This window comes from Microcoleus sp. S36a_B3 (genome assembly GCF_036700745.1).
GTDB lineage: Bacteria > Cyanobacteriota > Cyanobacteriia > Cyanobacteriales > Microcoleaceae > Microcoleus.
Genome location: NZ_JAUBPN010000011.1, coordinates 159,869 through 174,937 on the forward strand (window position 1 = coordinate 159,869; position 15,069 = coordinate 174,937).

Sequence of the window (15,069 nt, forward strand, 5' to 3'; positions counted from 1 at the left end):
GTGAAGTCAACGTTTTAGTTAGGTTCGTCATTGCTTTGCGAGGACGATCGCAATGACAAATAAGAATTTTAAGCACAAATTATTGAGATTATGAATGATACTGATGATTACATTTCGATCGCATCTTTGAACCAATACTCCTACTGCGCCCACCGCTGCTGGCGGATGTTTTGCGCGGGGGAATTTGCGGAAAATCAGTATACCGTAGAAGGGACGAGTTTGCACGAGCGGGTTCACACTATGGGAGAACTTAATCGCGATGAAACTTGGCAAGTTCGGGCGATTTGGCTGAAGTCGGAACGCTACAGGCTGATTGGTAAGTCGGATTTGATTGAATCGGAGAATGGCGAGATTTATCCGGTTGAATACAAGCGCGGTAAGAAGGGGGAATGGGATAATGACGAGTTGCAAGTGTGCGCGCAAGCTTTGTGTTTGGAAGAGATGACGGGGAAAACAATTCAAACCGGATACGTCTATTACGCGCAGTCGCACCAGCGGCAAAAAGTCGAGATTTCTGAGGATTTGAGACAGGAGGCTGTGGTGACTATTTCGGCTATTCAAATTTTGTTGGGAACTGGCAAAATGCCGCCTGCAAATTACAGTAAACGCTGTCAGGGATGCAGTTTGTACGCTCAATGTTTGCCGCAGGTGAGTAACAAGATTCTTCGCTATCAAGAAGCCAGCTAAGTTGATAAATTTCAGTTTGTTTTAACTGAAAAGTTGGATCGATTTTAATTGGGTATTTCGGGTGGGGAATGCCGGGTTTATTTCAATTGTTGGCGAGTGTTAGAACCGACTCGATCTATGAAACTGGGGTTGATATCAAATCCGGTAGCATCGGAATGACTCAGATATATATTCTCGGACTCTGTGTACTCTGCGGTTAAATCATTCCAATCCAAACGGAAACGATATGAAACCCCTGGCGGACTTGCGGACTAGCCAAGCATCCCCTGGCGGACTGGCTCACAAATCAAAAGACAACTAATATATAACTTGAGGACTCAAAGATGGGAACACTTTACATCAATCAAGAAGACGCTTTTATCGGCAAAGTTGACGAACGCATTGTGGTAAAATGCAATAATAAAATATTGCAAGAAGTGCCTTTAATTCATTTAGATGCAATTGTTATTTTGGGACGGGCTACTGTTTCCCCAGCGGCGATTGCAGAACTTCTCAAACACAAAGTTTCCTTGACTTTTATCTCGGAGATGGGCGAATATCTCGGCACGCTAGAACCGGAATTAACCAAAAACATTTTCGTCCGCGATGCTCAATGGAAAGCTGCGGGAGAAACTCCTCAAGCTATTCACGCTGTTCGCGGATTTATTCGAGGTAAGCTGAAAAATTACCGCTACAGTTTGTACAAAACTCAAGGTCATTATTCGGAACTAAATTTGCAACCAGCGATGACTGTAATTCAGCATGTTATCAACAAGCTGAACAAGGTTGATAATATAAATTCTCTGCGCGGGCTGGAAGGTGCGGGAAGTGCAGCTTATTTTGGAGTTTTCAATCAACTAATTCGCGCTGAGGGATTTGTTTTTAAACCCCGACACAGGCCGGCGATAGATTCAGTAAATTCTTTGATGAATTTCGGTTACACTCTCTTGCGTCGCGATGTGCAAAGTGCGATCAATATTGTTGGTTTCGATCCTTATTTAGGATACCTCCACGTTCAGCGCTACGGCCGCGTTGGACTGGCTTTTGATTTGATGGAGGAATTTCGGGCTTTAGTTGTCGATAGCGTGATTTTAAATGCTATCAACAATCGGATATTGACTCCCAATGATTTTACTGTAGAACCTCTGAGCAATGTGGTGCGACTCTCAGAAGGTGGGCGCAAAGAATTTCTGAAGCTGTATGAAAAGAAAAAACAGTCAGAGTTCAAGCATCCTGTTGTGGGGCGCAAGTGCACTTATCGCGAAGCTTTTGAAATTCAAGCGCGACTGTTGGCGAAATATCTGATGGGCGAAATCGACCAATATCCACCTTTAGTTTTGAAATAATTATGCACATTCTGATTTCTTACGATATCCCGGAAGATAAGCGGCGGACTAAAGTTCACAAAATTCTCAAATCCTACGGGCAGTGGATGCAGTACAGTGTGTTTGAGTGTGCGGATTTGAGCGAAACGCAGTATGCTAAGTTGCGATCGCGCTTGGCTAAATTCATCAAGCCTCCAGAGGACAGTATCCTATTTTTTCCGTTGTGCGCTTGCTGTCAAGGTAAAATTGAGCGCATTGGTGGGGTAGTTCCGATCGATCGAACTATTTTCTTTGCATAAAAATTCGCCAACCTGTAGGTGTAAAATTTGGGGGGTCAAATTGGTAGGCTCTAATCTATATAGAGTAAGGGTTTGATGCTCCCTCTCCGAAAAATAGGTTGGCGAAATCGCTAGGACTGTTGCTGGATAAGGATTTTAAGTTGAGGTGCGATCTATGGTATTGACAGAGCGAAAGCTGAAATGGTATTCTCTGAGGAGGTTGGCGAAACTGAACCTTGAAAACCAAATAGAGCAATGGTTTCACACACCGGCGGCCGCAATAAACTCCACTCCCTTCTAGGGATTGAAACGCAAATTCACCTTTACTAGCCCAAATTGTTTGAGCCGCAATAAACTCCACTCCCTTCTAGGGATTGAAACTAATTGAGCATTAGCTAACTTCAGATTTTCATTTACAGCCGCAATAAACTCCACTCCCTTCTAGGGATTGAAACGTACACATTAGCTAGTAAGTTTACGAACAACAAGAGCCGCAATAAACTCCACTCCCTTCTAGGGATTGAAACATATTCAGATTGCAAGATTCAGTAGCGGTAGATTGCTTAGCCGCAATAAACTCCACTCCCTTCTAGGGATTGAAACTTTTATGCGCGGTGCCAATTTTAAATGTGGTCATAGGACGAGTTGCGCTAGCCGCAATAAACTCCACTCCCTTCTAGGGATTGAAACTTTTATGCGCGTTTCTTCTCCTTCTTCGGTTTTGCCGCAATAAACTCCACTCCCTTCTAGGGATTGAAACTCTAGTTTCTAGTTGTTAGTTGTCGCCCCTGGTTTTTGGCCGCAATAAACTCCACTCCCTTCTAGGGATTGAAACATTTCTTCACATTTTGGAGGTAAACTAGGGGGATTTGGAGAGAGCCGCAATAAACTCCACTCCCTTCTAGGGATTGAAACTTTTGACTTTGACTCAACGCAATCGACCTTTGAATGAGCCGCAATAAACTCCACTCCCTTCTAGGGATTGAAACAATGTGTCATACCCATGATAGAATTAATTAATAGAAACCGCCGCAATAAACTCCACTCCCTTCTAGGGATTGAAACGTGAAAAGTAGCAGTTGACTGTTAGCTGCAACCCACGCTAGCCGCAATAAACTCCACTCCCTTCTAGGGATTGAAACACCATGCCCCCAGTTGCCAGCAAACTTAAGAGAAGCCGCAATAAACTCCACTCCCTTCTAGGGATTGAAACTGATGAGGATACAACCGCTACCGATGGATTGACGCCGCAATAAACTCCACTCCCTTCTAGGGATTGAAACCTACCGCTCCAATTTAAAAGGGAAGGATTATCGGCCGCAATAAACTCCACTCCCTTCTAGGGATTGAAACAACACGCCATCGGGCCCAAGATCGGGATCTACGTAAGCCGCAATAAACTCCACTCCCTTCTAGGGATTGAAACGGATTAGCTTTAAGTACGATCGACCCGGCAACTCTAGCCGCAATAAACTCCACTCCCTTCTAGGGATTGAAACGCCAAAGTTGCTATTGATCGCACAATCACACCCTAAAGCGCCGCAATAAACTCCACTCCCTTCTAGGGATTGAAACCCAAAGTTAAAGGTAGCCCGATATAGTTTGCAATTTAGGCCGCAATAAACTCCACTCCCTTCTAGGGATTGAAACACGATCGATTGAGTGAATATATTTATGATAATGAAGCCGCAATAAACTCCACTCCCTTCTAGGGATTGAAACCATAAACATAAGTTTTACCGCTGGCTGCATCAGGCCGCAATAAACTCCACTCCCTTCTAGGGATTGAAACCACAGCTTAAATTATAGGCAAAAAATTCTTCTGTGCCGCAATAAACTCCACTCCCTTCTAGGGATTGAAACTGAAGAGTGTGGACTCGTTTATACGAACTATAGCCGCAATAAACTCCACTCCCTTCTAGGGATTGAAACAAGGTGGAGCGAGGGTGATTTTCTCCGCAATTGTCACGCCGCAATAAACTCCACTCCCTTCTAGGGATTGAAACATCACGACTACATACTGAAAGTTCACCTATGAAGTAGCGCCGCAATAAACTCCACTCCCTTCTAGGGATTGAAACAAGTAATCAGCTTTATATCGAGCGTAAATTTCCTTTCCGCCGCAATAAACTCCACTCCCTTCTAGGGATTGAAACTTACCGATACCACAACAAATCCTTGATGGCACAATCGCCCCTGAGCCGCAATAAACTCCACTCCCTTCTAGGGATTGAAACTAGTTGTCAATAAGCAGGGCTTAACCGCCCCCGGCCGCAATAAACTCCACTCCCTTCTAGGGATTGAAACTTTTTTTTATTGCGCTAGAGCCAAGATACGGCAATGCTAGCCGCAATAAACTCCACTCCCTTCTAGGGATTGAAACATTTTCAATAATATTCAGCAACCAATCGGGAGCAGGCCGCAATAAACTCCACTCCCTTCTAGGGATTGAAACAAATTAGTTCCGGCAGGCACATTACCCATGCCATAAGGCCGCAATAAACTCCACTCCCTTCTAGGGATTGAAACTTTCATCGTTGAGATTTGCGATAATCCCACGGCTTCTGGCCGCAATAAACTCCACTCCCTTCTAGGGATTGAAACGTTAACCTTTTTGCTTCAGGAAAAATCAGCAGCGCCGCAATAAACTCCACTCCCTTCTAGGGATTGAAACGATTTATGAAGGCTTTGGGATATGCGCCGTCTCAAGGCCGCAATAAACTCCACTCCCTTCTAGGGATTGAAACTTTTAATTTATCATCCCAAATCGCCATTCCCTCAGCAGCCGCAATAAACTCCACTCCCTTCTAGGGATTGAAACTCAAAAGCAATCGCTTATTAATTCCATTGCTCATCTTGCCGCAATAAACTCCACTCCCTTCTAGGGATTGAAACTTTGCCAATTCTTGCCTGAGTGATTTACTATCATCATGCCGCAATAAACTCCACTCCCTTCTAGGGATTGAAACTGGGAAGACAAATCTCACCCTCATCATAAGGAGGAGCCGCAATAAACTCCACTCCCTTCTAGGGATTGAAACTAATATTTGATAAAAGATAAGATTTTAATATACCCCGCCGCAATAAACTCCACTCCCTTCTAGGGATTGAAACAAATTTCCATACAGTAGGAAGCTTGGCTGGCACGCCGCAATAAACTCCACTCCCTTCTAGGGATTGAAACATAAGAGTAGAGATTGTTGTTTGACCATTGGACAGGGTTCCGCCGCAATAAACTCCACTCCCTTCTAGGGATTGAAACCCGATTTCATCCCTGCGTAATATGCCAGAAAAAATGCCGCAATAAACTCCACTCCCTTCTAGGGATTGAAACGTGTGGTGCAGAATGTGTATGTAAAAAGTTTAAAGCCGCAATAAACTCCACTCCCTTCTAGGGATTGAAACAAATCACCGCACAGGCCTCGGTCAGCAAACAAGGCCGCAATAAACTCCACTCCCTTCTAGGGATTGAAACAAGCTTTTTTACAATGACGGCACAACAATGGATGCAACGCCGCAATAAACTCCACTCCCTTCTAGGGATTGAAACATACCACAAATTGGAATGAGTGGGAAACCACAACTGCCGCAATAAACTCCACTCCCTTCTAGGGATTGAAACCAGCAACACCGTTAGCCGCGTTACGGGCTGCTGTGCCGCAATAAACTCCACTCCCTTCTAGGGATTGAAACTTGTGATGATTTTCAGTTGTGGATTGCCGAGGCTGTCAAAGCCGCAATAAACTCCACTCCCTTCTAGGGATTGAAACGGTAGGAGATGAACTTCGCGGGCTGATCGACGGTTAGGCCGCAATAAACTCCACTCCCTTCTAGGGATTGAAACATTTGCCGCGACTACCACCATATAGGGGATGCTCGGCCGCAATAAACTCCACTCCCTTCTAGGGATTGAAACGATATCAAATTGCAGAGGCTCGCCACCAAGGAATTCTGCCGCAATAAACTCCACTCCCTTCTAGGGATTGAAACAATGGTAAAATCAAGATAAATGAGAAAATCGACAAAAGCCGCAATAAACTCCACTCCCTTCTAGGGATTGAAACAACGTGGCGGTAATTCAATCAGCGGACGAGTCGGGCCGCAATAAACTCCACTCCCTTCTAGGGATTGAAACTTAACAATGCTTCCAATTTGGTTTATTTCAATATCATGCCGCAATAAACTCCACTCCCTTCTAGGGATTGAAACATGATACAAATGGCTGAAAGGTATACAGGGCAAGGGCCGCAATAAACTCCACTCCCTTCTAGGGATTGAAACTCGGAAGACAAATCTCACCCTCATCATAAGGAGGGCCGCAATAAACTCCACTCCCTTCTAGGGATTGAAACTTTGATTACTTGTTTTCTTGGCTATGATTCAAATACTTGGCCGCAATAAACTCCACTCCCTTCTAGGGATTGAAACCCGTTTATAACTGGCAAAAACTCCAGTGATTTGAGCCGCAATAAACTCCACTCCCTTCTAGGGATTGAAACAAAAGTGGAATAGTATCAGTAGCCTGGGTAACAACTGCGCCGCAATAAACTCCACTCCCTTCTAGGGATTGAAACTTTAAATAAACAACTGTAACACGGCGACAAGAATAGCCGCAATAAACTCCACTCCCTTCTAGGGATTGAAACGTTTTTTCCCCGCGAGCAGCAGCTAACTCCTGTGCATACTGCCGCAATAAACTCCACTCCCTTCTAGGGATTGAAACATCAACAAATTGCTTGTTTAGCTCGCGGTATTTTGCGCCGCAATAAAGCCGCAATAAACTCCACTCCCTTCTAGGGATTGAAACGTCCATATTCAATTGAATCCTGTATGTTCTTTCTCAAAGCCGCAATAAACTCCACTCCCTTCTAGGGATTGAAACACCCGGTCGCCGCTCCATCTGCCGGGTAACTTCCAGCCGCAATAAACTCCACTCCCTTCTAGGGATTGAAACTTATTACACTAGCCAACCCTCAAATTCTTTGATTGATAGGCCGCAATAAACTCCACTCCCTTCTAGGGATTGAAACAATTAAATATACAATTCTAAATTGATAAGGAGTATCAGCCGCAATAAACTCCACTCCCTTCTAGGGATTGAAACATTAAAATGTAAGGCAGTCGCCCCAACAATTCCGGCGCCGCAATAAACTCCACTCCCTTCTAGGGATTGAAACACTTTCTCCTTGGTATAATACCAATATAACATACCGCCGCAATAAACTCCACTCCCTTCTAGGGATTGAAACTTGAGTGCTTCCATGCCGAGATGTGGGAAAGACCGCCGCAATAAACTCCACTCCCTTCTAGGGATTGAAACCCGGCATTTATCCAATTCGTATCGTTTGGCCGCTTCTGCCGCAATAAACTCCACTCCCTTCTAGGGATTGAAACTTGCCAAATACCATTGATAAAGGAATAAAATTGAGTTGGCCGCAATAAACTCCACTCCCTTCTAGGGATTGAAACAGAAATAGTCTGATTTTTAAAAACCAGCTCATTGCCGCAATAAACTCCACTCCCTTCTAGGGATTGAAACTTTCTCTGACTGCTTCTCCAATTTCTTCAACTAAGCCGCAATAAACTCCACTCCCTTCTAGGGATTGAAACGTGGGTTTTTCAATTAAAAGTAAATATTTTTTAGCCGCAATAAACTCCACTCCCTTCTAGGGATTGAAACTTTGCGCTGGGGAAAGTTTGCCAAGGTGTAGGCACTTCTGGTGCCGCAATAAACTCCACTCCCTTCTAGGGATTGAAACAAATTGCCAGCGAGATTTTGCTAGCGGACTGGCAGGTGACTAGCCGCAATAAACTCCACTCCCTTCTAGGGATTGAAACAACCGCGATCGCAATATCCGAAAGCCTACGACAGAATCCGCCGGCCGCAATAAACTCCACTCCCTTCTAGGGATTGAAACAGGGCGGAGAAACACTGAGGCACTGCCGACTGGTTTGGTCGGTCTAGCCGCAATAAACTCCACTCCCTTCTAGGGATTGAAACCCATCCAGTTTGTCGATCGTTGCAGTGATGTCACGAGCCGCAATAAACTCCACTCCCTTCTAGGGATTGAAACTTTCCTCCAATCTACAAAATGATTTGTGAAACTAGCCGCAATAAACTCCACTCCCTTCTAGGGATTGAAACTTTTTCCAAAAGCGGGGACGACGACCCGCAACAAGCCGCAATAAACTCCACTCCCTTCTAGGGATTGAAACTTTTAAAACTTAGCAAATTAAACGGTTGAAGTTGAAACGCCGCAATAAACTCCACTCCCTTCTAGGGATTGAAACCCATCAGCTTGAGCAGTAGCAGCCCAATTTTTGTAATGCCGCAATAAACTCCACTCCCTTCTAGGGATTGAAACGAGCCATCTCGAAATTAGCCCCACAAGGTAAAAGATTAGAGCCGCAATAAACTCCACTCCCTTCTAGGGATTGAAACTTTAGAAGCTGTAAGATCGAGAATGCGATTAACGCCGCAATAAACTCCACTCCCTTCTAGGGATTGAAACAATTGCAAACTCAACATCAGAATCAGAAGGTTGAGCCGCAATAAACTCCACTCCCTTCTAGGGATTGAAACTGATGCTTCCTTTTTATATTGCGACTGCACCGCGCCGCAATAAACTCCACTCCCTTCTAGGGATTGAAACAGACTAATCAAAGTTAAAACAATAGGGAGCCAAAGACTAGCAAGCCGCAATAAACTCCACTCCCTTCTAGGGATTGAAACCACTTGTGGGGATTTCCCTGAAATATAGCGAAATATGCCGCAATAAACTCCACTCCCTTCTAGGGATTGAAACGGAATGCTGGCGCTACACCGAAAGAGCGATCTCTAAGCCGCAATAAACTCCACTCCCTTCTAGGGATTGAAACGAGATTTAAGCCTACGACCGACCGCTTACGAACGCCGCAATAAACTCCACTCCCTTCTAGGGATTGAAACTTACGGGATTGTGCCCGCTGCATAGCGAAAAAACTCGCCGCAATAAACTCCACTCCCTTCTAGGGATTGAAACTCTAGACGCCCCTATACCCATATACATCTCATCAAAAGCCGCAATAAACTCCACTCCCTTCTAGGGATTGAAACAACTTCATCGAGCACCCGCTTGCCCAAGGATTTGCCGCAATAAACTCCACTCCCTTCTAGGGATTGAAACTCGAAGTTCAGCGCTGCCTTTTGCACCTCCCACTGCGCCGCAATAAACTCCACTCCCTTCTAGGGATTGAAACCACTTGCAGGGCTTACCTTCGGCATTCACTTGGGCGCCGCAATAAACTCCACTCCCTTCTAGGGATTGAAACAGAGCGGGGTAGCTATGGGCGAGATTCCGCAATATAGCCGCAATAAACTCCACTCCCTTCTAGGGATTGAAACAATTGAACTTGATCCGCCCTGACTGGTATCCACTTAACTTTAGCCGCAATAAACTCCACTCCCTTCTAGGGATTGAAACTAGACAGCGATCGACCGTCCGCCAGTTATCTTTTGCCGCAATAAACTCCACTCCCTTCTAGGGATTGAAACTTAGAGCGCCGGGTGTGCCTGGTAAGTTTCGATGCCGCAATAAACTCCACTCCCTTCTAGGGATTGAAACACCGATAAAAATAGGTTTGTTTGAGCAAATAACGCCGCAATAAACTCCACTCCCTTCTAGGGATTGAAACCTATCGGTTCTGTCGTTGCCCTCATTAATGATGAGCCGCAATAAACTCCACTCCCTTCTAGGGATTGAAACGCGAAATCGTAACAGGGTTGCAGCCCCGTAACTGAGATAGCCGCAATAAACTCCACTCCCTTCTAGGGATTGAAACGAACTGCGTCTGCTTTAGATTTTGCTAGGATTTCAGCAGCCGCAATAAACTCCACTCCCTTCTAGGGATTGAAACGAAACGAGAATGACAACGGAGCCAGGGGGGAGACTAGCTAAAGCCGCGCCGCAAAAAACTCCACTCCCTTCTAGGGATTGAAACGTTGACCACCGCCGAAGTTCGATCGCTCATCGGGCCGCAATAAAGCCGCAATAAACTCCACTCCCTTCTAGGGATTGAAACCTCTATCTTTCAAGGGAATTTCATCAATTAACTTTAATGCCGCAATAAACTCCACTCCCTTCTAGGGATTGAAACTTTACGCCCAGGGCGATAGCTACTCCAAGAAGTAGTAAGCCGCAATAAACTCCACTCCCTTCTAGGGATTGAAACATTTTATACTCGCGATATTCGCGCTGAGGATAAGCCACGCCGCAATAAACTCCACTCCCTTCTAGGGATTGAAACAATAAGCGCATCAGCGGGAGTAGCGCCCCGCGTTGTCAAGCCGCAATAAACTCCACTCCCTTCTAGGGATTGAAACGTTATACAAAAACTCTTCTAAAGTTTGGTGAGCATCTTCAGCCGCAATAAACTCCACTCCCTTCTAGGGATTGAAACGGCTAGTAAAGGCGAATTTGCAACAGATACCAAAAGCGCCGCAATAAACTCCACTCCCTTCTAGGGATTGAAACTGCCAAACTATAAAATTATTGGCTCAAAAATAGATCGATCCTCACCCTGTTTATCCCCTCCAATAACCTCAAACAATCGATCGACTCCACAGCGCCAAGAAAAATGTTCAGCCACAAAACCAGGCCCCGCAACCCTAGCTTTGGCAGCTATTCCAGGCTGTTCGATCGCCCCCAGCATCAAATCAGTCAAATGTTCCCACTCAGGAGCTAACATAAACAAAGTTTCCCCCTCAACAACCACAGCCGTAAATTTACTCTCTATCCGCAGCGCAAAATCCGATCGCGTAAAATCATCCGTAGGGCCGCCAGCAGTGCAGATGACCAGCAAACCGCAAGCCGCAGCCTCCAACACCGGCAGATTAAAACCTTCCGCCAAATAGGGAGAAACATAAACATCCGCAGCTTGGTACAACTCAGCGACTTGAGCAAAAGATAGCTGCGTCCCAGTATAAATCAACCTCGGTAAAACCCTCGCTCTTTCGGCATCGTCGAGCACCACTCGACAGGCTTCCGCAATCTCATCTCTGGAAGGATAAAGCAGTTCAGAACCTTTTAAAACCAATCTCGCATGGGGATATTTGTCAACCACCGCAGCAAAAGCTTTTAATAAAGGGCGAATACCTTTGCGATCCGTTTGTCCGCCGATGTTTAAAAATATAAAATAGTTTGACCAGCCCAAATTGTCCCTGAGCGATTGACACCGATCGCCCTTTGCCGGATAATAAATCTGAGGATCGACTCCCAAAGGTACAACAGCAATGCGATCGGCCTCAACCCCGCTGCGAATTAAGCCCGCCTTTGACCACGCCGAAGGTGTAATAATTTTTACTTGTGAATTAACCGGAGTTTGGGCGATCGACCTTACCCCCATCGCATCCAATACACTGCGGGTAACAATCCCCCATTCTGTCGCTGCAAATACCCAAGTTTCGGCGCTGCTGGATACTGAAAAGTCCCACGGACAGTGCATTCGCAGCGTCACGTCGGCTGACTGATTTACCGCAGGGCTCGGAATGCTGCGGAGTAATGTTTCATTTGGGCGATCGAACAAACTAATTTTTGTTTCCCAAGCTGCGTCTATGTAGGGCATATCGCGGTGGAAAAGTTCTATTTCTTTTCGCGGGCGAGCCAGCATTTCTAGCAGTTGAAATTGATTTGCTATGCAGTAGGAATGATATATAAAACGCCAGCCTTCAACAATAATCTGCACTTTACAACTCCCGCTTTTAGAATTAAAATTTTAAATAATTATCACCAATTGGTAATTAGCCATTATCAACTATAGCAATCCTAAATGATTGTCTGTAGGGACACGGCACTGCCGTGTCCCTACAGATGGATTTTGGGGAAATCACATTTATGTTCGCCGCACGTGATAATGATTTAGGATTGCTATATAAATCAAGTAAGTAGTTACAAATACACATTCGATGGGGAGGGCGAGTTTTGCATTCATCTTCTAGCTTGTATCAGATATTCTTCGCTAAAGCCGCCCCTACAATATCCTATGTTCTTTATCTTTACCTATTTACTAATTTGTGTCCGCTTGAGGCTAAAACCTTTGAAAAATCTCGCTTTTAGTTAAGTTTCGATCCCTTGAAAAAAGGGGGTACAGGAGCCTTTTCAAAGTCCCCCTTTTTAAGGGGGATTTAGGGGGATCGAGGCTCGGCTGTAAACGATAACTACAAAGGTTTTAGGCTTAATTTGACACCAATTCCCAATTCCCAATTCCCAATTCCCTACTTCATCACTTGCCAATCCATAATCCGCCACTGTCCATCTTGACGGATTAAGTCGTAGCGCACGCGCAGGTCTTCGTTGCGAGAACTAACTAGCCGATCGCCATCGAACACTTTAGCTTTTTCTGTTACTTGGGCTTCTACTTGCGCGCGATCGGGATTAGTCGGATTTGTCGTAACCCCTTTAACTTGCAGGCTGTGCTGGTAACTCTGGTAGGCGTTGTTTTTCTGTTGAGCGTCTGCCATCAGTTGCCAGCGAGACAAAGCCGGTTCTGTGAGAACTTGCTTTAATTCTTCGACAGCGTGGTTAGGGCCCAAAGCCGCCGCTTTCGCCGACAGCCAGCTTTCAACTATTTGTTTGGCTGCTGCCTCAGTGACTACTCCCGACACTGCCGCGTTCGCCTCAGGAGCCGGGGAAGCCGCCGGGATTTCGATGGGCGGTGCTTCTAGGCTGAGCAAGGGTTGCTCTTCTCGCACGGATTGTAGGGCATTCGCCAACAAACTGAGTATTAACCACAGGATTAAGAGGCTCAGGACACCTCCGGCGACAAACAGAGCTAGCCTGTTTGGAGGCATGGACTTGACTTGGGCGGAAATTTGTGCTGCTTTGGTGCGTGTCCGATCGACTAAATCGCCTGCTAGACCCTGGCCAGTCGCTCCGCTGCGCCCGCTGGAACCTGTGCGCCTCCGGGTGGAGGTCGAGGCTGTGGGTCGCGGCGCTGTAGTTGTCGGGAGAGAGACGGCGGAGACCGCGCCTAGTGCTGCTGCCGTTGCGTGGTCTTTCGGGGCTGAGGCTGCGGTAGAGCTGTCTGCCGGTACGGGGGTCAAGGTAACGCTACTGGCTCCCTGTTGGGCTGCTGGGGGCTGTGGGGGTGCGGATCGGCGATCGCCCGTTGGTTGCAGTCGTCCCTGGGGTTTGCCCGATCGGGGCTGCACCACAACCCATTCGTTGGCCGTTTCTGCATCCGAAGGCAAAGCTTCTAGATAAGCTTGGACTTTCGGGTCAGCAAAGTAATCTTTCAAGGAGACTGGCTGATTTGCCAAGTCGCGGAAGTGTGGAAACACTTCTTCTTGCAGCCAGTGTTCAGCGTACAAGCACAGTCCCGGCAACAAATCGGGAGAATCTTGGGAATGTTCGCGAATAAAAGCGAGGGGTTCTTTTTCGGAACTGAGTTCTAGGGCTCTGCTGGCTTCTTCTGTTTGGCCCAGCAGCAGCGAACACACGGCTTTTTCGAGGTGAACGTCTTGGCGACGGCCGAGCTGCATCAGCATCAGCTTAGCGCGGCGGATCATCGCAGGTGCTCTGGTGGCAAATCCTTGGGCTAACAGGGTGTAAACCGACAGGTAAGTAGCGACTGCTGAAGGGCGACCGGCTTCGGCTTCAAATAGAGTCTGCTGTTCGCTGCTGGTTAGGTGTTTCCGCAGTTGCTGGACGAAGCGGAGGAAGTCTTCTATGCCTAAACCGGAGCGATCGTCCCCCGAGCCGTCGATGCCCTCCCGTTCTTCGAGCATTTCCCGCAGGATTTGCAGTCCCTGACGGCGCTCGGCGACTTTTTCTTCCGGGAGCGAGAGTAATTCTAAAATGTTGTACGGACGGAGTTTGTATATATCGGCTTGCATTTCACCCCTCACGCTTGGAAATAGGCTTTCGCGCAGCAGCAGTTCTTGACCTGCTTCTAATGATTTGGCGGCATTTTGGTATTGACCTTGCTGCCACTGTTCGCGACCGAGTTCTAGACACGCAAGACTTACTGTTAAAACTATATCCGGCCGCACGAGCTGGGGCTCGCCGAAGCGGCCTTCCTCGATCGCGATGCTGCCATTGTTGAGATACGGGCGACCCAGTTTCTGTACGAGTTCGTATTCTCCCAGTTCTTGCAGTACGAGCAGGGCTCCTACGAATTGGTTGTCATCGATTTCAATACTTGGAGTGTGGGGGTCGGGAGCGGCGTCTAAAGCCTTAGATTCTGCCGGAGCAGTTTCTCCTGCATCTTGCAAAACAGTGGCCGGCCCATTTGAGGTTTTTAACCTCTGCTTGGCTGCAATTGCTGCTTCCGACTCTCGATCGTATGTTTTGGCTAAAAAACTCGCATCATAAGCTTTGCGCGCGTCTGAGTCTGACAGAACGGCGCAGGCTTCATCGATCAATTGTTTGCGGGCGACGATCGCAACTTCGGAATACTCCCGACGCGGAAGCTGTAAAGTTCGATCGCGGTGAGCCTGCTGCAACTGTTCGGCAGTAGCTTGAATCGGTAGACCCAAAATCCGGTAGTAATCTAGTGGAATTAACACTACGTCCACTTCCCCAAAGCGCTAGCAACTAAATTAGCCTATCTTAGCTAAGGTTGGTTTTTAACAAAAGCATTAGTGACAACTTAGTCGGGTTTCTGCAAGAGTCCGTGCTGTCGGAGCGGCACGCCAGCCCCCTGCTTCCCTGATTTTAACAACTTCCCAACAGCAGGGCGAGAAAATTTTCGACCATTTTCTGCTGGGTTGTGTCCTCTGTCGGTTTACATTTAAATGTTTAAGTAGGCGATCGGGTATTAAT

5 protein-coding genes and 1 CRISPR repeat array are annotated in these 15,069 nt (G+C 46.6%); of the genes, 3 read left to right on the top strand and 2 right to left on the bottom strand.

The window, feature by feature from the left end:
* Positions 1-90 precede the first annotated feature (90 nt).
* The 3 genes from cas4 (at position 91) to cas2 (ending at position 2,290) form a co-directional block, all read left to right on the top strand.
* Positions 91-687, top strand: a complete 597-nt coding sequence (gene cas4, locus QUA01_RS14540) for a CRISPR-associated protein Cas4 (RefSeq protein WP_333092242.1) — start codon at positions 91-93, stop codon at positions 685-687.
* A gap of 323 nt (positions 688-1,010) precedes the next feature.
* Positions 1,011-2,012, top strand: coding sequence for a type I-D CRISPR-associated endonuclease Cas1d (cas1d, locus tag QUA01_RS14545; RefSeq protein ID WP_333092241.1), 1,002 nt, complete (start codon positions 1,011-1,013; stop codon positions 2,010-2,012).
* A 2-nt stretch (positions 2,013-2,014) separates the two neighbouring features.
* Positions 2,015-2,290: a CRISPR-associated endonuclease Cas2 gene (gene cas2, locus QUA01_RS14550; RefSeq protein WP_106150523.1), complete on the top strand. Its 276-nt coding sequence runs from the start codon at positions 2,015-2,017 to the stop codon at positions 2,288-2,290.
* Between the two features lie 253 nt (positions 2,291-2,543).
* Positions 2,544-10,782: direct repeats of the CRISPR family, unit length 37 nt; unit sequence GCCGCAATAAACTCCACTCCCTTCTAGGGATTGAAAC.
* Positions 10,783-10,789: 7 nt separating this feature from the next.
* Here cas2 and QUA01_RS14555 read toward each other — a convergent pair.
* Complete coding sequence (locus QUA01_RS14555; RefSeq protein ID WP_333092240.1) at positions 10,790-11,992, bottom strand: glycosyltransferase family 4 protein; 1,203 nt, start codon at positions 11,990-11,992, stop codon at positions 10,790-10,792.
* Positions 11,993-12,521: 529 nt separating this feature from the next.
* Positions 12,522-14,813 (bottom strand): IMS domain-containing protein, encoded by a 2,292-nt coding sequence (locus tag QUA01_RS14560; RefSeq protein ID WP_333092239.1) that lies wholly within the window; start codon positions 14,811-14,813, stop codon positions 12,522-12,524.
* Positions 14,814-15,069: the final 256 nt, after the last annotated feature.